The organism is Allobosea sp., assembly GCF_030694325.1.
Classification (GTDB): Bacteria; Pseudomonadota; Alphaproteobacteria; order Rhizobiales; family Beijerinckiaceae; genus Allobosea.
In genome coordinates, this window is sequence record NZ_JAUXYO010000139.1 from 1 (window position 1) to 21,472 (window position 21,472).

Below are 21,472 nucleotides of genomic sequence, written 5' to 3' on the forward strand. Positions count from 1 at the left end.
GATCGCCATGGCCGCGGCGCTGCGGGCCAGCCAGGCACCGATCCTCGCCGCCAACGCGCTCGACCTCGCCGAGGCCCGGGCCGCGGGCCAGACCCCGGCCTTCGTCGACCGCCTGCTGCTCGACCCCGGCCGCCTTGCCGCAGTGGCCGAGGCCGTGGCCGGCATCGCCGCCCTGCCTGATCCTCTCGGCCGCGTGCTCGCGACCTGGACGCAACCCAACGGCCTGCGCTTCGAGCGTGTCGCGACACCGCTCGGCGTCATCGCCGTGATCTTCGAGAGCCGCCCCAACGTCACGGCCGATGCCGGCGCGCTCTGCCTCAAGAGCGGCAATGCCGCGATCCTGCGCGCGGGTTCTGACAGCTTCCGCACCGCGACCGAGATCGCAGCCGCACTGCGCGAGGGCCTGGAAGCGGCCGGCCTGCCCGGTGATGCGATCCAGCTCGTGCCGACGCGTGACCGCGACGCGGTCGGCGAGATCCTCAAGGGCCTCGGCGGCTGCGTCGACGTCGTCGTGCCGCGCGGCGGCAGGAGTCTGGTGGCCCGCGTCCAGAGCGATGCGCGCGTGCCCGTCTTCGCCCATCTCGACGGCAACTGCCATGTCTATGTCCATGCCGCCGCCGATCTGGCCATGGCACGCGAGATCGTGCTCAACGCCAAGCTCCGGCGCACCGGCGTCTGCGGCGCCGCCGAGACCTTGCTGGTCGACGAGGGCTGCGCGGCCACGCATCTCGCGCCGCTGGTGACGGCCCTGATCGAGGCGGGCTGCGCGGTGCGCGGCGATGTCCGCACCCAGGCGGCTGTGGCCCGGGCCGAGGCGGCGAGCGAGGCGGACTGGGCGACCGAATATCTCGACCGCATTATCGCTGTGAAGGTCGTGGCGGGGCTCGACGACGCCATCGCCCATATCGAGCGCTATGGCTCACACCACACCGACGCCATCGTCACCGCCGACGCCGCCGCCGCCGCCCGCTTCCTCGCGGAGGTCGACTCGGCCATCGTGCTCCACAACGCCTCGACCCAGTTCGCCGATGGTGGGGAGTTCGGTTTCGGCGCGGAAATCGGCATCGCCACCGGCCGTATGCACGCCCGCGGCCCCGTCGGGGTCGAGCAGCTCTGCTCCTTCAAGTACCGCGTCCACGGCAACGGCCAGATCCGCCCGTGACCACCGATCCCGCGGCGACGCGCCCCCACGAGACGATGGAACATCTGCGCCTGCCGCCGCATGCGCCCCGCCTGCGCATCGGCCTCTTCGGCGGCACCTTCAATCCGGCCCATGACGGGCACCGGATGGCGAGCCTGACCGCCCTGCGCCGGCTCCAGCTCGACCGGATCTGGTGGCTGGTGACACCCGGCAATCCGCTGAAGGACAACAGCGCCCTGCCCTCGCTGGCGCAGCGCCTCCGCTTCGGCCGCAAGCTCGCCGACCATTCCAAGATCCACGTCACCGGCATCGAGGCGATGCTGCGCACCCGCTATACCGCCGATACGCTGCGCGCGCTGAAGCGCCGCTGCCCCGGTGTGAACTTCGTCTGGATCATGGGCTCCGACAATCTCGCCAGCTTCCACCGCTGGAACGAGTGGCGCGCCATCGCACGGATGATGCCGATGGCGGTCATCGACCGCCCCGGATCGACCCATAGCGCGGTGGCCTCTCCGGCCGCCAACTGGCTCTCGCGCTGGCGGATTTCGGAGAGCCAGGGAGCCGCCCTCGCCCTGACGAAGCCCCCGGCCTGGGTTTTCCTGCATGGCCGCCGCTCCGAACTCTCCTCGACGATGCTGCGCCAGCAGGCCGAACGCGATTGAATTTCAGGCGGACACGGCGTATTTTGCATCCCATCGCGCCAAGAGCGCCCGAACCCGTGAGGATACGGATCTGACCCGTTCAACCCGTGGCGAAGCCGAGCCCAAGCCGCTTCCCCAGGCCGCTGTGCCGGAGAACCCCTCCGCCGACAGCATCGCCCTTGCAATGCATGTTCTCGAAGACATGAAGGCCGAGGACGTCACCGTCATCGACCTCGTCGGCAAGACCTCGCTGGCCGATGCGATGATCATCGCCACCGGCCGCGTGAACCGCCATGTCGCCTCCATCGCCGATGCGCTGGTCGAGGCGATCAAGGGCTCCGGCCTGCCGGCGCCGAAGGTCGAGGGCATGCCCGCCTGCGACTGGGTGCTGATCGACACCGGCGACATCATCGTTCACGTCTTCCGCCCCGAAGTCCGCCAGTTCTACAATCTCGAGAAGATGTGGGGCGCCGACAGGCCCAACGAGCGCCTGGTCAGCTGAGGCGCGGCACGGCCGATGCGCCTCGCCGTGATCACTGTCGGCCGTCTCAAGGACGGGCCGGAACGGGAACTCTGCGAGCGTTATCGCGAACGCGCCGCGACCTTGGGGCGCGGGCTCGGGCTGACCGGGCCGGACATCGTCGAAATCGCCGAAAGCCGTGGCCGCAGGGCCGAGGAGCGCAAGCGCGAGGAAGCGGCGGCGATCACCGCGAAGCTGTCTCCCGGCCTCGTCATCGCGCTGGACGAGCGCGGCGGCAGCCTCGGCAGTGAGGCCTTCGCTGCACGTATCGGCGCAGCCCGTGAAGCCGGAACCGCCTCCGTCAACCTCGTCATCGGCGGGGCGGACGGGCTGGCGGCCGATCTGCGCGCGGCTGCGGGGCTGAGGCTCGCCTTCGGCGCCCTGACGATCCCGCACCAGCTCGTCCGCGTCCTCGTCCTCGAACAGCTCTATCGGACGATGACGATCCTGGCCGGGCACCCCTATCATCGCGCATGAACGCCGCCCGGCCCCTGATTCGCAGATCCGCCGGCATCCCGCCGATGCTGCGTGCCCTGCTGCTGGCCCTGGCGGTCACCGCCGCGCCGACCGCAGCCCGGCCACAGGCGCCCGATCCCGACGTCCTGGCGCGCGATGCAATGCAGAAGCTCGTCGAGAAGCAGGCACGGGAGGCCGAACTCAAGACGATCGAGGAAAGGCTGGCCGGCAATGCCGAAGCGCGGGCGAAGCTGGAGGCGGAGATCGCCGGGATCCGGGCCGACCGCGCCGCCCTCAACAAGGCCCTGCTCGATGCCACCGCCCGGGCCCAGGCGGCCGAGCAGCGCGTCAGCGCGCTCGAACAGCGGCTGTCGCTGTCGCAGTCCAGCGAAGCGGCCATCCGTCGCTCGCTGGAAGGGCGGCGCGGCCTCATCGCCGAGGTTCTGGCCGCGCTGCAGCGGATCGGGCGGCGCCCGCCGCCCGCCGTGCTGGTGCGCCCGGAGGATATCCTCGAGGCGGTGCGCGCCTCCATGCTGCTCGGCGCCGTCGTGCCCGATCTGCGCCATGAGATTGAGGTTCTCGGCACCGATCTGGCCGAACTCGTGCGTCTGCGGGATGGGATCGCGAGGGAACGCAAGGCGATCTCAAGCGAGCTCGAACAGCTCGCCGGCGAGCGCCAGCGCCTGGCCTCCCTGATCGAGGCGAGGCGCACGCGCGAGGCGAGCGCGACGCGTGATGCCGAGGCGCAACGCGGGCAGGACGGCGAACTCGCCGCCAAGGCTCGCAGCCTGCGCGACTTCGTCGAGCGCATGGAAAAGGAGATCTCCGTCGCCAACAGGGCGGCCGAGGCCGCACGCCAGGCGCTGGAGGCCGAAACGCGCGAGCAACGCCAGCGCATGGCGGCGCTCGCCTTCCGGGATCCCGCCCGCCTGAGCCCCAAGATCGCCTTCGCCGAGGCGCGCGGCCTGCTGCCGCTGCCGGTGGCAGGATCACAATTGCGTGGATTTGGCGATTCGGACGGTGCCGGCGGCACCACGCGCGGCATTTCTCTGGAAACAAGGCCTGGCGCCCTAGTTTCGGCGCCTTCGGACGCTTGGGTGGTTTACGCAGGTCCGTTCCGTTCGTTCGGGCAACTCTTGATCCTGAACGCCGGCGGGGGGTACTATCTGTTGCTCGCCGGGATGCAGCGGATCGATGTGGCGCTGAACCAGTTCGTCCTCGCGGGGGAGCCGGTTGCGGTGATGGGCGAAACGTCGGAAGCTGCCGCGACGATCGTGGGTTCGGGAACCGGCCAGCCGGTTCTGTATATCGAGTTCAGAAAAGACGGCGTGTCGGTCGATCCGGCGCCGTGGTGGACGAAACCGCTTGGCGAAAAGGTTCGCGGATGATGCGCAAGGTCTCTCTCGTTTTCGCCGGCGCCGTACTCGGAGCGGGGCTGACCGGCATGGTCACGCAGACGCGCCTGCTGACCTCGACCAGCGCGGTCGCGGCCTCCGCCGAGGTCTATCGCAGCCTGAACCTGTTCGGTGACATCTTCGAGAAGATCCGCACCGACTATGTCGAGAAGCCCGACGAGCAGAAGCTGATCGAGGCCGCCATCAACGGCATGGTCTCCTCGCTCGATCCTCACTCCTCCTATCTCGACGCCAAGTCGTTCCGCGACATGGACACCGACATGCGCGGCCAGTTCGGCGGGCTCGGCATCGAGGTGACGATGGAGGACGGCGTTCTCAAGGTCGCCAAGCCGATCCGCGACACGCCCGCCTTCAAGGCCGGCATCCTGGCCAACGACATCATCAGCCAGATCGACGGGCAGGAGGTCAAAGGCCTCTCTCTGACGCAGGCCGTGGAGAAGATGCGCGGCATCATCAACACGCAGGTTAAGCTCAAGGTCGATCGCCCCGGCAAGCCCGAACCGCTCGAATTCACGCTGACGCGCACGACCATCGTGGTCCCCGCCGTCGAGGAGCGCGTCGAGGGCGATGTCGGCTATATCCGCATCGGCACTTTCAGCGAGCAGACCTATGAGGGCCTGCGCAAGGCGATCGACAAGGTCAACGCCGATATCGGCGCCGACAAGATCAAGGGCTACGTCATCGACCTCCGCAACAACCGCGGCGGCCGCCTCGACCAGTCCGTGCTGGTCTCGGATGCGTTCCTGGATCGCGGCAAGATCGTCTCGACCCGCGGTCGTAACGCCGAGGAAACGCAGGTCTTCAACGCCAAGGCGGGCGATCTCACCAAGGGCAAGCCGGTCGTCGTGCTGATCAACGGCTCCTCGGCCTCCGCGGCCGAGATCGTCGCCGGCGCCCTGCAGGACCATAAGCGCGCCACCGTCATGGGCACGCGCTCCTTCGGCAAGGGCTCGGTCCAGACCGTGATCCCGCTGGCCGGCAATGGCGGCCTGCGCCTGACCACGGCGCGCTACTACACGCCCTCGGGCAATTCGATCCAGGCCAAGGGCATCTCGCCGGATATCGAGGTCGTGCAGGACATTCCGCCCGAGCTCAAGGACAAGCTCGCCGAGAACAAGGGCGAAGCGGCCCTGAAGGGGCACCTCAAGGCCGGCGACGGCAAGGACGAGCAGTCCGGCTCGGCCTCCTACGTCCCCAATGATCCGACCAAGGACACGCAGTTGATCGCCGCCCTGAACCAGATCCGCGGCGTCAAGAAGGACGCGGCGGCGCCACAGGCACCCGCGACCAAACCCAACTGAGCCGGGGGTCGATGCGGCGAACTGCGCGAGGCGCTGTCTGATCGGGTCGATATCTGGCAGACTCCGGCCTTGCGGGCCACTGATTCGGGTCCCCGTCGCAAGCTTGAGGACGGCTTCGTTTGGCCGGAACGCCGCTCACTGAGCTCAACCAGCCGCTCGGCCAGGGCCTGACCGCGTCGAAGGGCAAGCCCTGGGGACGCTGGATTGCCTTTGGCTGCGCGGGGCTCGTGGGCCTCGTCTGGGTGTCGATCCTGCTGATCGTGGCGATTCGGCGCGATCCTGACGGTGGCCAACCCATCGCGACGGCCCGGATCGAACAGCGGGTCGCTCCCGCATCGGCACTGCCGGCAAGCGTTCCGGTTGCCCAGATCGACCCCGCCGCGGCGGCACGGCCGCAATCCAGCGCGCGGCAACTCGAAAACGAGGCCGGCGTCACCGTCGTGCGGCCCGGCGCCGATGTCCCCGGCGCCGTCGTGATCACGATCCCCGACAATTCCGGGACGGTGACGCTCGCCCCCGCGCCGGACAACCGGCTCTTCGAGCGCACGCGCCACGGCCTCCTGCCGAAGATCGGGCCGGACGGCGCGACGCCGGCGCAGGTCTACGCCCGTCCGGCCGGACCGCCGCCCGCCGGCAAGGTCGCCGGGCGCATCGCCATCCTCGTCGGCGGCCTCGGCATCAGCCCGACAGGCACCACCGACGCGATCGCGAAGCTGCCGGGGCAGGTCTCTTTGGCCTTCGCGCCCTATGGCACGGAACTCGAGCGCACCGTGCAGCGCGCCCGCGGCGAAGGACATGAGGTGTTCCTGCAGCTGCCGATGGAGCCCTTCGATTATCCCGACAGCGACCCGGGTCCGCACACCCTCCTGACCGGGCCGAAATCGGCGGATAATCTCGAGCGACTGCATTGGGCGCTGGGTCGTTTCACCGGCTATGTCGGCATCGTCAATTTCCTCGGCGGCCGCCTGACCTCCGACGAGACCGCACTCTCGCCGATCCTGCGTGAACTGGCCGGGCGTGGGCTCATGGTCGTCGATGACGGTTCCTCGGCCCGCAGCCTGCTCGCCTCCTCGGCGGCGCGCGCGCAGATCCCCGCCATGAAGATCGACCGCGTCGTCGACATGGTCGCCCGGCCGGACGCCATCGACAAGGAGCTGGCGGCGATCGAGGCGATGGCCCGCGACCAGGGCGTCGCGGTGATCAGCGCCAGCGCCCTGCCCGTCTCGATCGAGCGAATCGCCCGCTGGACCCAGACTCTCGAAGCCAAGGGCCTCGTTCTCGTTCCGATGAGCGCCGCCCGCGGGCTGCGCAGCCCCAAGACCACCGGATCTCTCAGATGATCAGCGACGTGCCGCCGGACGGCTACCGTCCCTGCGTGGGGCTCGCCCTGTTCAACCCGGACGGGCTTGTCTTCATCGGCCGTCGCGCCAACAAATCGTTGCGCGAGCATGTCGCGCCCGGCCATGAATGGCAGATGCCGCAAGGCGGCATCGATGCCGGCGAGACTCCGCTTCAAGCCGCGACCCGGGAGCTGCAGGAGGAAACCAATGTCACCTCCGTCTCGCTGCTCGCCGAAAGCCCCGGCTGGCTCGCCTATGACCTGCCGGCGGAGATCGGGAAGCAGGCCTGGAAGGGCCGCTGGCGGGGCCAGGCGCAGAAATGGTTCGCTTTCCGGCTGACCGGCCCCGAAAGCGAGATCGACATCGCGACACCGGCGGGCGGCCACAAGGCCGAGTTCGACGCCTGGCGCTGGGAGCGTCTGGAGCGGACCCCCGCCCTGATCATTCCCTTCAAGCAGGGCGTCTATCGCGAGGTGGCGGCGCTGTTCGCCCCCTTCGCCGCGGCCTGAGCGGCTGATGACGGAGGAGGTCATGAGGTTCGACGGCGATCCCGGGCTGGTGTCCGACGCGCTGCGCGAACGGCTCGCCCCTCGCGGCGTCCTGCGCGCCGGAATCAACCTGTCCAATTTCCTCCTCGTCTCCGCACGCGCGGCCGATGGCGCACCGGTCGGCGTCTCGCCCGACATGGCGGGAGCAATAGCGGAACGACTCGGCGTGCCGCTGAAACTTGTGCCCTATGCCTCGCCGGCTCTGCTGGCGGATGCGGCCCAGCGCGACGAATGGGATATCGGCCTGATCGGCGCGGAGCCGCAGCGCGCGCAGACGATCGCCTTCACGGCGCCCTATGCGCAGATCGAGGCGACCTATCTCGTGCCGGCCGGCTCTCCGCTCACCTCGGTGGAGGCGGTCGATGCCTCCGGCATCCGCATCGCGGTCACGGGCGGCACGGCCTATGGTCTCTGGCTCGACCGCAATATCCGCCGGGCCGAGATCGTCCGCACCGCCACCATGGACGAGACCTTCGCCGATTTCCGGGATCGCGGGTTGGAGGCTCTGGCCGGTTTGCGCATGCGCCTCCTCGACGACGCGAAGCGGCTGCCGGGCTCACGCCTGCTCGATGGACGCTTCATGGCAGTGCAACAGGCGATCGGCGTTCCGCGCAGGCCGGACGGCCTGACGGACGAGGCCGTCGGCTGGCTCGGCCGTTTCGTCGCCGCTGCGATGGCATCGGGCTTCGTGGCCGAACGCATACGCCACCATGGCGTGAACGGGCTGAGTGTCGCCTGATCGAGCGGCGGGGCTTGCAGGCCCTCGCGCTACGGCCCAATTTCGGCCAACCGGAACCCCTAGATGGCTTGCGGGTTGGCCGAGCGGCGACGCGGCAGGCGTGGCGGCAAACAGGAGCGTGATGGTGCAGGACGAGATTTGGGACAAGCTCGCCGCGCATCGACGCACCACCCAAGCCCGCCCCTTGCGGACCCTCTTCGCCGAAGATCCGGACCGATTCGCCGGATTCTCCGCCAGGCTTGACGATCTCCTGCTCGACTATTCGAAGACCGCCGTCACGGCCCAGACGCGCACCCTGCTGCTGGAACTGGCCAAGCGAACCGGCCTCACCCGCGAGCGCCATGCGATGTTCGCCGGCGAGGCGATCAACACCACCGAGGGCCGCGCCGTCCTCCACACGGCCCTGCGCGCTCCCGCCGGCAGCCGCGTGCTGCTGGACGGTCGCGACGTCGTGCCGGACGTCCATGCCATGCTAGGCAAGCTGGCGGCCTTCGCCGAGGGCCTGCGCGGCGGCACGATCGCCGCAGCCGACGGCGCGCCCTTCACCGACGTGGTCAACATCGGCATCGGCGGCTCCGATCTCGGCCCGGCGATGGCGACGCTGGCGCTGGCGCCCTATCATGACGGCCCGCGGCTGCATTACGTCTCCAATGCCGACGGCGCCCATATCGCCGACACGCTGGCGAAGCTCGACCCGGCGCGCACCCTCTTCATCGTCGCGTCCAAGACCTTCACGACGGTGGAGACCATGACCAATGCCGCGACCGCGCGACGCTGGATCGCAGGTGCGCTGGGCGAGGCCGCGGTCGGCCCCCACTTTTCCGCCGTCTCGACGGCGCTCGACAAGGTCGGCGCCTTCGGTATCGCGCCGGACCGCGTCTTCGGCTTCTGGGACTGGGTCGGCGGTCGCTATTCGATCTGGTCCGCCATTGGCCTGCCGGTGATGATCGCTGTCGGGCCCGAGCATTTCCGGGCCTTCCTCGCCGGCGCCCATGCGATGGACGAGCATTTCCGAACCGCTCCGCTCGCCCATAACCTGCCCGTCCTGCTCGGCCTGATCGGCATCTGGCATCGCGACATCTGCGGCTATCCGGCGCGCGCGGTCCTGCCTTACGATCAGCGCCTGCTGCGCCTGCCGGCCTATCTTCAGCAGCTCGACATGGAATCGAACGGCAAGCGCGTGCGCAAGGACGGCACGCCCGTCGAGCGGCCGAGTGGCCCGCTCGTCTGGGGCGAGCCCGGCACCAACGGCCAGCACGCCTTCTACCAGTTGATCCACCAGGGTACGGACACGATTCCCTGCGAGTTCATGGTCGCAGCCGAGGGGCACGAGCCGGAGCTGGCGCATCAACACCGGCTGCTGCTCGCCAACTGCCTCGCCCAGAGCGAGGCGCTGATGAAGGGCCGGACCCTGGAGGAGGCGCGCGACGCATTGGCGAAGCAGGGGCTGCGGCCGTCCGAGATCGACGCCCTGGCGCCGCACAAGGTCTTCCCCGGCAACCGCCCCTCGATCACGCTGGCCTATCGCAAGCTCGATCCCTTCACGCTCGGCCGCCTGATCGCGCTCTATGAGCACCGCGTCTTCGTCGAGGCCGCGATCTGGGGCATCAACGCCTTCGATCAATGGGGCGTCGAACTCGGCAAGGAGCTGGCGACCGCCCTGCTCCCGGTCATCGAAGGCAAGGCGCCCGCCGAGGCCCATGATTCCTCGACCGCCGGGCTGGCGCGCTATCTCACGGGCAAGGGCTGAGAAGCGTCGCGTAGCAGCTCCAACAGCCCGCAGGTTGCGGCACCTGCAATCATTGCTTAATTTGCCATCAATGATGATGGAGCGCAGCGATGGCCAGCATGACGATCCGCAACATCGATGATCAGTTGAAGACACGTCTGCGGATGCGCGCGGCTTCGCATGGTCGCTCCATGGAGGACGAGGCCCGCGACATCCTGCGCGCGGCGCTCTCAACCGAAAAGCGCCCGTCGTCCAATCTGGCCGCTACGATCCGCGCGCGCATCTCCCAGACGGGCGGCGTGACGCTGGAATTGCAGCCTCGCGAGCCCATCCGCGAATCGATCGATTTCGGCGGATGATCGTCCTCGACACCAATGTGATATCGGAGATGCTGACACCGGCACCTGACGCCTCGGTCGAGGCATGGCTGACCACACAGCCACCGGCGTCGATTTTCACGACAGCGATCACGCAGGCGGAGATCCTTTATGGACTTCGGCTTCTCCCCGACGGTAAGCGCCGAAGCGAGCTCGAAGCAGCGATCCTGCCGATCTTCACGGAGGATTTTGAGGATCGCGTCCTGTTCTTTGATCCACAGGCGGCAGAAATCTATGCGCGCATCGCCGTCGTTCGACGACAGGCGGGCCGCCCCATCAGCCAATTCGATGCCCAGATCGCAGCGATCGCGCTGTCGCGGGGCGCCGCCCTGGCCACGCGCAACGTGGCCGATTTTGCCGGCATCGGCCTGACGACCCTCAATCCGTGGCAGTTCACGGGATAGCCACTCTGCACCAAACGTCCGGCCATCGCAGCGTGTCCTGACCCTTCCGCCCGCCGAGGTCGGAATGCGCTATGCACCTGTCAGACGAGGCGGCTCATCGCGCTTTTGCGCTGGACGCGACATCACGGAAGGCTTTTTAGGTGAGACTGGATCGATATGAATGACGGCCTGACCGCTTCGGATTCTCCCCGGCTCTCATCTGCGCCCGATGATCCCCGCTCGCTGCGCCGGCGGGAGGATGAGCGCTTCCTGACCGGCCGGGGCGACTATCTCGACGACCGCGCGCGCGACGGCCGGTTCTACGCCGCCGTGCTGCGCTCGCCCCACGCCCATGCCCGCATAGTGTCGATCGATACGAGCGTGGCCGCAGCCCTGCCCGGCGTGCGCGGCGTCTACACGGCGGCCGACCTCGACGGGCTCGGGCCGCTGCCGACCTCGATCACGGTGGCGACCGTCGAACCGCTGATCGTCCCGCCGCGCCTGCCGCTGGCGCGCGACCATGTCCGCCATGTCGGCGAGCCCGTTGCCTTCGTCGTCGCCGACACCGAGGCCCTTGCCCGCGAGGCCTGCGAGCACATTGCGGTCGATTATGACATCCTGCCGGCGGTCACCGATCTGCGCGGCGCGACCGACGGGCACGCGCCGCAGCTCTGGCCGCGGGCCCCGGGCAACATCGCCTTCCGCTTCCGCCGCGGCGATCCCGCAGCCGTCGAGCGCGCCTTCGCCAAGGCTGCCCATGTCGTGAGCTGCGATCTCGTCAACAACCGCATCGTGGCGGCAGCCCTCGAGCCGCGCATCGCTATCGGCCGCTACGAGGCGGGCGACGACCGCTACCATCTCGAGATCAGCGGCGCCTCGGTCCACGACATCCGCCGCGAGCTGGCGCAGGGCGTCTTCGGCCTGCCGCTCGACCGCATCCGGGTCTCGACGCCCGATGTCGGCGGCGGCTTCGGCATGAAGAACGTCACCTACCCGGAATATGCGCTGGTGCTCTGGGCCGCGCGGCGGCTCGGCCGGCCCGTCCGCTGGAACGCCGAGCGCATCGATGAATTCACCGGCGGCGCCCATGCGCGCGACAATCTCAGCACCGCGCGGCTCGCGCTCGACAGGCGCGGGCGCTTCCTGGCGCTCGATGTCGAGACGATCGCCAATCTCGGCGCCTATGTCTCCTCGCTCGGTCCCGGCAGCGCCACAAACGCCCCCGCCGCCGCGATGGGCGGGCTCTACGACATCCCCGCCATGGCGATGGATGTGCGCGGCGTCTTCACCAACACGGCCCCGATCGACGCCTATCGCGGCGCCGGCAAGCCCGAGGCGAATTATCTGATCGAGCGGCTGATCGAGGCCGCCGCCCACCAGCTGCGCATCGATCCGGCAGAACTGCGCCGGCGCAACTTCATCCGCAGCTTCCCCTACCGCCGCCCCGCCTTCGGCATGGTCATCGACGGCGGCAGCTTTCCGGAGAACCTCGAGCGGGTGCTGGCGGCGGCCGACCGCGCGGGCTTCGCGGCGCGCAAGCGCACCGCCCGAAAGCGCGGCAAGCTGCGCGGCTTCGGCATCGGCTGCTTCCTCGAAACCTCGCGTGGCCGGCCCGATGAGGAGGCCTGGCTGCACGTCGGGCCGGAGGGCGCCATCGCCATGGCGGTCGGCACCCATTCCAACGGCCAGGGCCACGAGACCAGCTTCGCCCAGCTCGCGGGCGCCAAGCTCGGCATGCCGGTCGAGCGCTTCACCCTCGTCCAGGGCGACACGGATTCGGTTCCGCGTGGCGGCGGCCATGGCGGCGCGCGCTCGCTGCATCTCGGCGGCACGGCGCTGATGATGGCGGCGGACGACCTGATCGCGAAGGCGAGGCCCCTCGCCGCCCAGCTGCTGCAGGTCGCGGCCGACAGCCTCTCCTTCGCGGACGGCCGCTTCCGCAGCGAGCCGGCGTCGGACGGCCTGCCGCGCGAGATCGACCTCTTCGCCATCTCCACTCATCTCGCGGACAACACCGGCGCACCGCTGGAGGGCCATGGCGACAACCGCTGCGACGTCTTCACCTTTCCCAACGGGGCGCAGGTGGCGGAGGTCGAGATCGATCCGGAGACCGGCGCCGTCGCGATCGAACGCTATGTCGCGGTCGACGATTACGGAACGCTGATCAACCCGCTGCTGGCTGAGGCGCAGGTTCATGGCGGGCTGGCGCAGGGCATCGGCCAGGCGCTGATGGAGGAGGCGCTCTACGATGAAGGCTCCGGCCAGCTCCTGAGCGCGACCTTCATGGACTATGCCGTCCCGCGCGCCGCCGACCTGCCGTTCTTCGATCTCGAGATGGTCGAGCTGCCGACGCGCGCCAACCCGCTCGGCGTCAAGGGCGCCGGCCAGGCCGGCTGCATCGGCGCGCCGCAGACGGTGATCCACGCGATCCTCGACGCGCTGCGCCCGCTGGGCGTGACGCATCTCGACATGCCCGCCACGCCAGCGAGGGTCTGGCGCGCGATCCGAGATGCGCAGGCTGCGAAGCCTTAGGTCATCACCAGCCCGCCATCGACATGCAGCGTCTGGCCGGTGACGAAGCCGCTCGCCTCCGACGCGAGGAACAGCACCGGCCCGGTCACGTCCTCGGGCGTCGCGATCCGCCCCAACGGCGTCTGGGCGATCAGCATGTCCTTCACCGCCTCGGGCGTCCGCGCGCTCGCATCGGTCGGCCAGACCAGCCCCGGCGCGACGCAGTTGACCCGGATGCCGAGCGGTCCGAGTTCGGTCGCGAGATTGCGGCTGAAGCCGATCAGCGCCGCCTTGGCGGTGGTGTAGTCGTGATAGGCGAGGCTCGGCCGCGCCACGAGGTCGGTCGCCATGTTGACGATGGCGCCGCGCCCGCGCTGGCGCATCAGCGGCAGCGCCGCCTGGCAGACATTGTAGGTCGCCCTCAGGGCGCCATCGACCTGCGCCTGATAGGCCGACCAGGGCGTCTCCCAGAACCGCGCGCGACGGTCGGGATCGAAGACATAGGGCGCAAACGCATTGTTGACGACGGCATCGAGCCGGCCCGCCTCTTCCGCGATCCGCGCCAGCATCGCCGCAACCGCCTGCGTGTCGGTGACATCGGCAGCGATCGCCACCGCCTGCCCGCCCGCCGCCCGGCATTCCTCGACCACTGCCTCGGCGGCGGCCTCGCTGCTACGGTAGTTGACGAAGACGAGCCCGCCCTCGGCGGCGAAGGCCCTGGCGATGGCCGCGCCGATGCCTCGGCTCGCCCCGGTGACGAGGATCACCCTGTCGCGTTACGTCATGACGGTCGTCCGACCATCATTGGCAAGCTTCCAAAGAAACCTGCAACGTCATCCAGGGCGACCGGAGGGAGACCCGGGATCCAGGCCTGAGGCGTTCCGGAATGGGTCCCGGGTCTGCGCTGCGCTCCGCCCGGGACGACGGCGAGCTGAACGGGAGGCCGAGCGCTCACGGGATCAGATCCGTCTTCACCACCTGGCTCATATCGATCGGCTTCCCGATCAGCCCGAGCCGGTGAAAGGTGTCGGCGCCCTTCTGCAGCAGCTCCGGATCGAAATGGCCGAGGCCCCTGGCCTGCGTCGTCGGTGACACCGTCGAGATGTTGCGCAGCTTGATGATCTCGAGATTGAGCGCCTCGTCGCGGCCGTTGATCGCGCGCGTCACGGCAAGCTTCGCCGCCTCCTCGGGGCTCGCGATCATCCAGGCGGCGCTGTCGCGATAGGCGGCCAGGAAGCGCTTCAGCAGCGGCTTCTTGGCCTCATAGGTCGACTGCGTCACCACGAAGATGTCGCTCGGCAGGTTGAGATGGTCCTTGACCTCGATGACGTCGACCTCCGGCAGGCCCTTTATTTTCGCGACCAGCAGGCCGGTATCGGTCGCGGCGGTAGCATCGACCTGACCCTGGATCAGCGGCGCGAAGTTGAGCAGGCCTGTGACCTCGACCGTGACGTCCTTCTCGGTCAACCCGACCTGGTGAAGCAGCACCTGCAGGTTCTGGCGCGTGCCGCTCGACAGCGAATAGACGCCGATGCGCTTGCCCTTCAGGTCGGCCGCCGTACGGATAGCCTTGGCCTTGGGCGCGACCACGTTAAAGACGTTCTGCGGATAGATGTTGTAGATCGCGACCAGCTTCTCCCCCTTGTCGAGCGCGAGATAGAGCGCCGCCGGATCGGTGAAGGCAATGTCGGCCTGGCCCGACAGCATGTTCTGGATCGCCGAGCCGCCGCCCGTGCCGGGCACATAGCCGAGATCGATCCCCTTCGCGCGGAAGAAGCCCTTGTCCGGCTCGGCCAGCAGATTGGTGATCTCGCTGATCGGCTGGCTCCAGCCCGCCACCGTGACCTTGTCGAGCGGCTGGGCGTGGGCCACGGACGCGGCGAAGAGCGTTGCCAAAGCCATGGCCAAACCCACAACCCTCATCCTGAGCAGCCGCGAAGCGGCGTCTCGAAGGATGCTCCCGGAGGTTCCGGAGGCACCGCGAGCATCCTTCGAGACGGCCCTGCGGGCCTCCTCAGGATGAGGGCTCGGGGCTACGAACCGACCCTTGGCAATCATGACTTACCCTTTCAGATGGTGGCGCAGCAGCAGCCGCTCGAGGAGGAGCGCGGCCTGGTAGAAGGCCATGCCGAGCAGCGTGATGACGATGAAGAGCGCGAACATCAGGCTCGAATCCATCACGCTCTGGGCGGCGATGATCGAGGCTCCGAGCCCAGCCCGGCCGCCGATGAACTCGCCGACGACGGCGCCGACCAGCGCCAGCACGACCGCGACCCTGAACCCCGCGAGGATCACCGGAAGCGCGCCCGGCAGCTTCAGCCGCAGCAGCGTCTGCAGGCGGCTCGCACCCAGCATGCGGAACAGTTCGCGCCGCCCGGAATCGGCCTGCGACAGGCCCGTCAGCGTGTTTTCCATCAGCGGGAAAAAGCAGATCAGCGCGGTGATCACGATGATCGGCGTCAGGCCGAAGCCGAACCAGATGATGAAAAGCGGGCCGAGCGCGAGCTTCGGAACGACCTGGCTGGCGACGATGTAGGGGTGGAGCAGCCGGCGCAGGACGGGGGCTTCCGCCAGCAGGATTCCTGTCGCCAGACCAACGGCGCAGCCCAGCGCCAGCCCGAGCGTCATCTCGGTCGCGGTCACCGCGAGATGCGGCAGCAGCCGCCCGCTGGCGATCTCGCTCCACAAAGTCGCGAAGACCGCAGACGGCGCCGGCACGATCAGGGCCGGGACCTGGCCGAGACGGCACCACGCCTCCCAGCCGGCGAGCAGGGCGACGAGCAGGAGCGCCGAGGCCAACCGTTCTCTCATGGCGCGGCGTCCATCGCCTGCCGCAGCTCGCGGCAGAGCGCGTTGAAGGCCGGGCCATAGCGCATCGCGCGCGAGCGCGGCCGCGGCAGGTCGATGGCGAGGTCGTGGTGCAGCCGCCCGCCGGCCATGATCGCGACGCGATCGGCGAGATAGACCGCCTCGCCGATGTCATGGGTGACGAAGAGCACCGTGGTCGCCTGCAGCGCACAGAGCGCCAGCAGATCGTCCTGCAGCTCCTCGCGCGTCAGCGCGTCGAGCGCCGCGAAGGGCTCGTCCAGCAGCAGCAGGGCCGGCTCCGTGATCAGCGCCCGCGCCACGGCCACCCGGCTCTGCTGCCCGCCCGAGAGCTGGGCGGGATGCCGCGCCGCGAAGGCGGACAGCCCCACACGGTTGAGCAAAGCGCGCGCCGTCTCGCGATCCGCCTCGCCCACGCTGCGCTTCAGCGAGAGCGGCAGCAGGACATTGTCGAGCACGCTGAGCCAGTCGAGCAGTGTCGGCTGCTGGAAGACGAAGCCGATCCGCGGCCCCGGCCCGTCGAGCGCAATACCGTCGATCCGCACCACGCCCTTCCGGGGCGCGAGCAGCCCGGCCGCCAGCTTGAGCAGGGTCGTCTTGCCGCTGCCGCTGCGCCCGACCAGGCAATGGAACGCCCCGCGCGGGATCGCCCAGTCGACGCCATCGACGATGGCCTCCGCGCCATAGCCGAAATCCACCGCCTCGAGGGCGACGAAGGCCTCCTGGTCCGTTTCAGTCGACATAGGGTGCCAGGTCGTCGGCCGCGCGTTCGGCCGATTGCTCGATCTCGGTCAGCCTGACGAGGTCGAGCAGGTTGAAGCGCCCGTCATTGTGCCAGCCGGCCTCGGGCGCCGCCATCGCCCCGAAACCGCAGATGCGGGTGACGCCGGCTTCGCCGAGCAGCGCCGCGATGCGGAACAGCTCGCGTGGCGAGGCCGCGACGGCCGCGGTCTGCAGGAAGACGCGGGCGGGCGCGATCATCGGCGGCACCGCATCGAGGCTGTCGACCGCGACGATCTTGAGCGTGCGGTTGAGCGCGCTCGGCGCGAGCGGCTGAGCCACCTCGCTGAAGACCACGCTCCAGCCATCGCCGGCCTCGCCCAGCACCACGGTCCCGTCTTCGTCGAAGCCGCGCATCTCCTCGCGGCTGCGCCAGGCGGCGATGCCGGCCGCCTCCGCCACCGAGAGCGCGCGGCGTGGATGGCGCAGCCTCAGCGCGCCGAGCTCCTGCGAAACGCGCTCGGCGAATTCGCGCGGCGAGACTGCCCCGTCCCGGGCGACGAAGACCATCTGCGGCGAGTAGCAGCCCTGCTGCTCCCAGCGCGCCACATCCTGCGCAACCAGCCGCGCCAGCGGCCCGGCCCGGCGCGTGTCGAGCGCCTCGGCGCCAACCAGCCCGAAGCCGATCCTGTGCCCATGCGGGAGGAAGCGCGCCGTCACCGGCACCCGCTCGCGGATCGCCGCCAGCGCGTCATTGCCGCCATAGGCGACGATCGTGTCGGCCTGGTTCAGCCAGGCGCGTTCCGCCTCCGCGTCGCCGCCCTTCCACCAGACCACGGCCAGGCACTCGCCGAGCTTCGGGTCGATCTCGGCGAGGATCTGCGCGAACCACCCCGCCAGAAGCGGCTCGGCGCTCGCGACCTTGCCGACCGTGCCGGCCTTGACCAGGAGCCCGCAGATCAGGCTCCACAGTGACAGCCCCGGCACGTTCCCCGCCCAGATATGGAGCAGGAGCTGCGGCCCGTGGGCGCGCGTGAAACCGCCCTTCATCGCCGGCTGGAAACCGTCGAGCACGACCGGATTGGCGAAGTCCTCGGCGAGGAAGCGCTGCAGCTGCGGCGCGCGGAAGCTGCGCAGATAGCCGGAGAGGCCGAGGCGAACACTCTCCCGGTCATAGCCGGTGACGATCGGCAGCACGGCCTCCGCCCGCCGCCGCCAGGGATCGTCCCGGTCGAGTAGACGGGCGATGGCGGCGTCCAGCGTCGCGACGATCTGGCAGACCGGCAACGTCCGGAGATAGGTCCGCGCCCGCTCGCGGACATGGCCGGCGAGCGTCGCGGCCTGCGCCGCGGTCAGCTCAGGCACCCGCACCTGCACGCGCTCGCCCCAGGCGCTGAAATCCAGCGTCCGCCACGCGACCTCGGCGGCCGGCAGCCCCGGCAGATGCCCCGCGGTCTCGATCACCGCCTCAGCCCCGCGCCGCCTTGAGGAATTCCTCGACCGCCACCGAACAGCCCTTGGAATCGGCGCCGTCGACACGGCCGAGCAGCCGGAAGCCGCCCTCGACCATGACGCCGGCATCCTCCGTCAGGATCGCGGAGGCACAGTTGAAATGGGCGAGGTCGTGATGGACCAGCACGCCGGTCGTCCTCTCCGGCAGGTCGCGCCCGCTGACCGGATCGACCACGCGGCTGCGGATCCAGTGCGGGCCTGACTTCACCGGCGGGCAGACCGCATTGCCGTCATCGTAGAACTGCGTGCTGAGTTCGGTCATGCCGTACATGTTGATGCAGGCCTGACGCGGCACGCCGAGCGCCGCCGAGAGCGCGTCGTAGAAGGCGTCCGGCCCCATCTCGCGCGATTGCCCCTTGAAGCCGCCGGTGTCGAGGATCCGGCTGCCTTCGGGCAGCACGAACTGCCGCCCCTGCGCCGCCAACGCATCGAGCAGATGCACGAAGCTGAAGCTCGCACCGAGCAGCGCATAGGGCTCGCCCGAAGCTTCCGCCCGTTCCAGCCCCGCGATCAGCCGCGGCAGATCGAGCCCGCTTGCGCCGATGAAGCCCTCGCTCTCCGCCGTGCCGCATTCCCGCTTCGCCAGAGCGAGGTAATGCGCCAGCGAGGAATTCGGCATCGCCTCCTCGTCGGGAAAGAGGATGCCCATGGCGATGCGCTCCCGCTCGGCCATGAAGCGGCGGCGGAAATTCACCAGCATGGAGCGGCTCCAGACGGCCATCGTCGGGTGGTGGCTCTTGCCCCGCACGCCACCCTGCGTCGTGCCGCTGGTCATGAAGATGCGCTCGGCGGTTTCCGGCGGGGTGCAGCTCAGCGTTAGCGTCTTGAAGGCGTTGATCGGCGCGGCCGGGATGTCGCGCCAGCTGCGCACGGTGAGCGTCGTGCGGCCGCGCTGGATCGCGAAGCGCCGATAGGGCGCGTTGTTTGCGAACTGATAGGCGAAGACGGCCAGCGCCATGCGCTCGAATTCCGCCTCCGAAGCCCCGTCCTGGTCGATGAAGGCCAGCAGGGCCTCGATGATCTCGCTCTGCGTCATATCCGCTCGCGCCTTCCCCGCAAGGCCCGTCGCCCGGCGACATGCCGAACGTGGCCCGCAATCCGAAAATGACGGCGTGAGCCTGGAAAAGGGGCGCAGGAATACCGCCCGATGTCCCGCATCCCTACGCCGGCATGACCCGGATCAGGTTCGGAGGGTCACCGCGCTGTCGAACCGAAGCCCGACCGGCGGAATCTCAGCCTCCTCGCGAGGCACCCCTTGGAACAGCGGCCACCATGATGGCGCGCCCGCCCCGCTGTCAAGGAAGCGACACGGGCCCATCAGCCGGTCCGGAGGCCGAAACAATCGCCTGCCGGCGGGCGTTACCTCGGGCACACAGACATGAGGAGACGGATGATGGACACGGCACGCGAAACCCCTGCGCTCGACATCCCAGACGAGGGCGAGCGTCTGGCGGAAGCCGGCAGCGCTGCGGCCACCCACCAGGTCAGCCTGCGCACCAACGTCCATGATGCGGGCAGCGGCGCGAACGAGACGATCGATGGCCTCGACGAAACCGACGAGGCGGTCCGCCAGGCGGCAGAAGACATCCCGACCGGACAGCGCCCGGAAGGGCCGATCGATACGATCCCCGTCTTCGACCGCGCCGGGCTGCCCCCGAAAGTCTGACGGACCAGGGCCGGAAGCGCGCTGTGGCTACGGCCCCCCGCCCCTCATTCGGCTGCGGGGGCGGCCCCGGCTTCCGGCGCCGGACGCCATGCCGCGAGTGCAGCCCGCCCTGCCGGAGTCGACGCATAGACGCCACGGCCCGTTGTCTCGAACCAACCATAGACGTTGCGGTGCAGGATTTTCTGCGCGTCCGGGCAGGTCGGCTTGAGGTCGCGCGGCCGTTGCGGCCCCTCCGCCATCGCAGCCGCGCAGGCCAGCGCCTGCTGGCGATAGGCGGTCATCATCGGCCGGCGCGTTCCGCCGCCGGTGACGGGGTCGCCCTGGCGACGCCTGTGTTCATCCACGAGGCGTGACCGGCGTCGCGGGTCCTTGCGCGGGATCGGCGCGACGGGTGACACGAGCACCTCGACCTCGCCCGATGCGGCCACCCCCAGCAGCCCGATGCCGAGACGGCGGCAGAGATTGCGGTAGCGCGGATCGCTCTCGCGCCCCTTCCCCCGGGCCGACAGCCGCGCCGCCAGCCAGACCTCGTCGCCGATGCTCATGCGGTCGACACCTTGCAGGATCAGCTCGAGGTTGAAGGTCAGCTTGAGCTCGCCGATCACCACGACGGTGGGATCGCCCGCCCGCACCCCGACGAGATCGCAAGGCCCGACCTCGCCCTTGACGGTATAGCCCAGCCCCTCGAGGAAGGCCTTGACCGGCAGGTAGAGCGACGTTTCCACAGAACACCTCGGGCCGGACACCAACCCTTATGCCGGCCGATTCGTTTCGGACAGGCAAATGCGACCGACGGCGAAGCCGTCCGCCTGGTCAAGGACCTGCGCGAAGACGAGGACGCGACCACGCATTCGAATTGGACAGATCGCTTGACTCTCAGGGCCTAGATTGCGCCAACCTCTTTCCATACAAACGCGAGACTTTCGGCGATGGGAGAGGCTAGACGCCGCCAGTTCATGCGGCCCTGCGCTTACTGCGGCTCCATGGAAGGCAAACGGACGGATGACCATGTCCCGCCAAATTCGCTCCTTTTGAAGCCCTTTCCGCGACGCATCACGGTTCCTTCCTGTGTCGACTGCAACAACGGCTTCAGCCGCGAGATGGATCAGGAGTTCGCCCTATTCCTCTCAAATTGGATTGGTGTCGATTCGGACGAGGCGCGAAGGTTCTGGACAGAAAGGGTGCTACCCAGCCTTCGCGCCGACGAGCGGCGAAGGGCCGGTTTTTTGGCGCAACTGGAGCCCATCTTTCGACGCGAGGCCGAAGGGCATCTTACGCATTTGGGCACAGGCGTTCGGGTCGACGTCATATTGGTGCGCGGGATGCTGAAGCGGATCACCCGCGGCTTGTTTTTTCACGCATATCGCGAGGTCTTAGGCGACGTACCGATGCAGGCGGATTTAATCGATGGCGTCGATCAGCATCTAGAGACGTTCGCTCAGGTCGGCCGCGTCCTGACTGTCGGGAACCAATTCGCCTGCCTTCACGGACGCGTCGATGATGATCCTAGGCGGTGTGGACGAATTTGATCAAGCATAGCCCTGCGGCGATGCTGACGATGGAGCGGAAGTTCCGAGCTGTTTTTTCGCAGCGGAGGGCGACGCGCTTGAAGCGTTTGAGGGCGCCGATGCCCTGCTCGATGCGGGC

Annotated in this window: 22 protein-coding genes and 1 riboswitch; of the genes, 15 read left to right on the forward strand and 7 right to left on the reverse strand. The window is 68.9% G+C overall.

Annotated features, from left to right (window positions below):
* The 13 genes from Q8M82_RS08400 to Q8M82_RS08460 all read left to right on the forward strand — a co-directional run.
* On the forward strand, positions 1–1,162 hold a 1,162-nt coding region (locus Q8M82_RS08400), incomplete at its 5' end, for a glutamate-5-semialdehyde dehydrogenase (protein WP_305690913.1).
* Between the two features lie 35 nt (positions 1,163–1,197).
* Positions 1,198–1,803 (forward strand): nicotinate-nucleotide adenylyltransferase, encoded by a 606-nt coding sequence (locus tag Q8M82_RS08405; RefSeq protein WP_305690934.1) that lies wholly within the window; start codon positions 1,198–1,200, stop codon positions 1,801–1,803.
* A 163-nt stretch (positions 1,804–1,966) separates the two neighbouring features.
* Entirely contained in the window at positions 1,967–2,284 is a 318-nt protein-coding gene (gene rsfS / locus Q8M82_RS08410) for a ribosome silencing factor (RefSeq protein WP_371126278.1), read from the forward strand.
* A gap of 15 nt (positions 2,285–2,299) precedes the next feature.
* Entirely contained in the window at positions 2,300–2,779 is a 480-nt protein-coding gene (rlmH, locus tag Q8M82_RS08415; protein ID WP_305690915.1) for a 23S rRNA (pseudouridine(1915)-N(3))-methyltransferase RlmH, read from the forward strand.
* Positions 2,776–4,146 (forward strand): murein hydrolase activator EnvC family protein, encoded by a 1,371-nt coding sequence (locus tag Q8M82_RS08420; RefSeq protein ID WP_305690916.1) that lies wholly within the window; start codon positions 2,776–2,778, stop codon positions 4,144–4,146. The genes rlmH and Q8M82_RS08420 overlap by 4 nt, the downstream gene beginning before the upstream one ends.
* Positions 4,146–5,474: a S41 family peptidase gene (locus Q8M82_RS08425; protein WP_305690917.1), complete on the forward strand. Its 1,329-nt coding sequence runs from the start codon at positions 4,146–4,148 to the stop codon at positions 5,472–5,474. The genes Q8M82_RS08420 and Q8M82_RS08425 overlap by 1 nt, the downstream gene beginning before the upstream one ends.
* Before the next feature lie 119 nt (positions 5,475–5,593).
* The gene (locus Q8M82_RS08430; protein ID WP_305690918.1) at positions 5,594–6,814 is read left to right on the forward strand and encodes a divergent polysaccharide deacetylase family protein; all 1,221 of its coding nucleotides are present in this window, start codon (positions 5,594–5,596) and stop codon (positions 6,812–6,814) included.
* A complete protein-coding gene (locus Q8M82_RS08435) occupies positions 6,811–7,323 on the forward strand; it encodes an RNA pyrophosphohydrolase (protein WP_305690919.1) in 513 nt (170 codons plus the stop codon). The genes Q8M82_RS08430 and Q8M82_RS08435 overlap by 4 nt, the downstream gene beginning before the upstream one ends.
* Before the next feature lie 22 nt (positions 7,324–7,345).
* Positions 7,346–8,101: a transporter substrate-binding domain-containing protein gene (locus Q8M82_RS08440; protein WP_305690920.1), complete on the forward strand. Its 756-nt coding sequence runs from the start codon at positions 7,346–7,348 to the stop codon at positions 8,099–8,101.
* Positions 8,102–8,222: 121 nt separating this feature from the next.
* A complete protein-coding gene (pgi, locus tag Q8M82_RS08445; protein ID WP_371126279.1) occupies positions 8,223–9,851 on the forward strand; it encodes a glucose-6-phosphate isomerase in 1,629 nt (542 codons plus the stop codon).
* Between the two features lie 89 nt (positions 9,852–9,940).
* Positions 9,941–10,189 (forward strand): FitA-like ribbon-helix-helix domain-containing protein, encoded by a 249-nt coding sequence (locus Q8M82_RS08450; RefSeq protein WP_305690922.1) that lies wholly within the window; start codon positions 9,941–9,943, stop codon positions 10,187–10,189.
* Positions 10,186–10,611, forward strand: coding sequence for a type II toxin-antitoxin system VapC family toxin (locus tag Q8M82_RS08455; RefSeq protein ID WP_305690923.1), 426 nt, complete (start codon positions 10,186–10,188; stop codon positions 10,609–10,611). The genes Q8M82_RS08450 and Q8M82_RS08455 overlap by 4 nt, the downstream gene beginning before the upstream one ends.
* A gap of 156 nt (positions 10,612–10,767) precedes the next feature.
* Complete coding sequence (locus tag Q8M82_RS08460) at positions 10,768–13,122, forward strand: xanthine dehydrogenase family protein molybdopterin-binding subunit (RefSeq protein ID WP_305690924.1); 2,355 nt, start codon at positions 10,768–10,770, stop codon at positions 13,120–13,122.
* Here the strand turns inward: Q8M82_RS08460 and Q8M82_RS08465 are convergent.
* From Q8M82_RS08465 to Q8M82_RS08490, 6 genes are all read right to left on the reverse strand, one after another.
* Positions 13,119–13,868 carry an SDR family oxidoreductase gene (locus Q8M82_RS08465; RefSeq protein WP_305690925.1) on the reverse strand — a complete coding sequence of 250 codons (750 nt, stop codon included), beginning with the start codon at positions 13,866–13,868 and terminating at the stop codon, positions 13,119–13,121. The two genes, Q8M82_RS08460 and Q8M82_RS08465, sit on opposite strands and share 4 nt — an antisense overlap.
* Before the next feature lie 184 nt (positions 13,869–14,052).
* Complete coding sequence (locus tag Q8M82_RS08470; protein ID WP_305690926.1) at positions 14,053–15,003, reverse strand: ABC transporter substrate-binding protein; 951 nt, start codon at positions 15,001–15,003, stop codon at positions 14,053–14,055.
* 159 nt (positions 15,004–15,162) lie between these two features.
* Entirely contained in the window at positions 15,163–15,912 is a 750-nt protein-coding gene (locus Q8M82_RS08475; protein WP_305690927.1) for an ABC transporter permease, read from the reverse strand.
* Positions 15,909–16,670 (reverse strand): ABC transporter ATP-binding protein, encoded by a 762-nt coding sequence (locus tag Q8M82_RS08480; RefSeq protein WP_305690928.1) that lies wholly within the window; start codon positions 16,668–16,670, stop codon positions 15,909–15,911. The genes Q8M82_RS08475 and Q8M82_RS08480 overlap by 4 nt, the downstream gene beginning before the upstream one ends.
* On the reverse strand, positions 16,660–18,111 hold the full coding sequence (locus Q8M82_RS08485) for an acyl-CoA reductase (protein ID WP_305690929.1): 1,452 nt from the start codon (positions 18,109–18,111) through the stop codon (positions 16,660–16,662). The genes Q8M82_RS08480 and Q8M82_RS08485 overlap by 11 nt, the downstream gene beginning before the upstream one ends.
* Positions 18,112–18,115: 4 nt before the next feature.
* Entirely contained in the window at positions 18,116–19,195 is a 1,080-nt protein-coding gene (locus Q8M82_RS08490; RefSeq protein ID WP_305690930.1) for a LuxE/PaaK family acyltransferase, read from the reverse strand.
* 104 nt (positions 19,196–19,299) lie between these two features.
* Positions 19,300–19,425, reverse strand: a riboswitch (TPP riboswitch).
* A gap of 127 nt (positions 19,426–19,552) precedes the next feature.
* Here Q8M82_RS08490 and Q8M82_RS08495 point away from each other — a divergent pair.
* Positions 19,553–19,825: a hypothetical protein gene (locus tag Q8M82_RS08495; RefSeq protein WP_305690931.1), complete on the forward strand. Its 273-nt coding sequence runs from the start codon at positions 19,553–19,555 to the stop codon at positions 19,823–19,825.
* A 44-nt stretch (positions 19,826–19,869) separates the two neighbouring features.
* Here the strand turns inward: Q8M82_RS08495 and Q8M82_RS08500 are convergent, their stop codons facing one another.
* Complete coding sequence (locus Q8M82_RS08500) at positions 19,870–20,550, reverse strand: DUF2161 domain-containing phosphodiesterase (RefSeq protein WP_305690932.1); 681 nt, start codon at positions 20,548–20,550, stop codon at positions 19,870–19,872.
* 258 nt (positions 20,551–20,808) lie between these two features.
* Here Q8M82_RS08500 and Q8M82_RS08505 point away from each other — a divergent pair, with 258 nt between their 5' ends.
* Positions 20,809–21,354: a hypothetical protein gene (locus tag Q8M82_RS08505; protein ID WP_305690933.1), complete on the forward strand. Its 546-nt coding sequence runs from the start codon at positions 20,809–20,811 to the stop codon at positions 21,352–21,354.
* Positions 21,355–21,472 lie beyond the last annotated feature (118 nt).

Bases quoted from the DNA above. Each gene is read 5' to 3' on its own strand.
- Q8M82_RS08405 (WP_305690934.1), top strand. From the start codon at position 1,198: ATGGAACATCTGCGCCTGCCGCCGCATGCGCCCCGCCTGCGCATCGGC.
- rsfS (WP_371126278.1), top strand. From the start codon at position 1,967: ATGCATGTTCTCGAAGACATGAAGGCCGAGGACGTCACCGTCATCGAC.
- rlmH (WP_305690915.1), top strand. From the start codon at position 2,300: ATGCGCCTCGCCGTGATCACTGTCGGCCGTCTCAAGGACGGGCCGGAA.
- Q8M82_RS08420 (WP_305690916.1), top strand. From the start codon at position 2,776: ATGAACGCCGCCCGGCCCCTGATTCGCAGATCCGCCGGCATCCCGCCG.
- Q8M82_RS08425 (WP_305690917.1), top strand. From the start codon at position 4,146: ATGCGCAAGGTCTCTCTCGTTTTCGCCGGCGCCGTACTCGGAGCGGGG.
- Q8M82_RS08435 (WP_305690919.1), top strand. From the start codon at position 6,811: ATGATCAGCGACGTGCCGCCGGACGGCTACCGTCCCTGCGTGGGGCTC.
- Q8M82_RS08440 (WP_305690920.1), top strand. From the start codon at position 7,346: ATGAGGTTCGACGGCGATCCCGGGCTGGTGTCCGACGCGCTGCGCGAA.
- pgi (WP_371126279.1), top strand. From the start codon at position 8,223: ATGGTGCAGGACGAGATTTGGGACAAGCTCGCCGCGCATCGACGCACC.
- Q8M82_RS08450 (WP_305690922.1), top strand. From the start codon at position 9,941: ATGGCCAGCATGACGATCCGCAACATCGATGATCAGTTGAAGACACGT.
- Q8M82_RS08455 (WP_305690923.1), top strand. From the start codon at position 10,186: ATGATCGTCCTCGACACCAATGTGATATCGGAGATGCTGACACCGGCA.
- Q8M82_RS08460 (WP_305690924.1), top strand. From the start codon at position 10,768: ATGAATGACGGCCTGACCGCTTCGGATTCTCCCCGGCTCTCATCTGCG.
- Q8M82_RS08470 (WP_305690926.1), bottom strand. From the start codon at position 15,003: ATGGCTTTGGCAACGCTCTTCGCCGCGTCCGTGGCCCACGCCCAGCCG.
- Q8M82_RS08475 (WP_305690927.1), bottom strand. From the start codon at position 15,912: ATGAGAGAACGGTTGGCCTCGGCGCTCCTGCTCGTCGCCCTGCTCGCC.
- Q8M82_RS08480 (WP_305690928.1), bottom strand. From the start codon at position 16,670: ATGTCGACTGAAACGGACCAGGAGGCCTTCGTCGCCCTCGAGGCGGTG.
- Q8M82_RS08490 (WP_305690930.1), bottom strand. From the start codon at position 19,195: ATGACGCAGAGCGAGATCATCGAGGCCCTGCTGGCCTTCATCGACCAG.
- Q8M82_RS08495 (WP_305690931.1), top strand. From the start codon at position 19,553: ATGGACACGGCACGCGAAACCCCTGCGCTCGACATCCCAGACGAGGGC.
- Q8M82_RS08505 (WP_305690933.1), top strand. From the start codon at position 20,809: ATGGAAGGCAAACGGACGGATGACCATGTCCCGCCAAATTCGCTCCTT.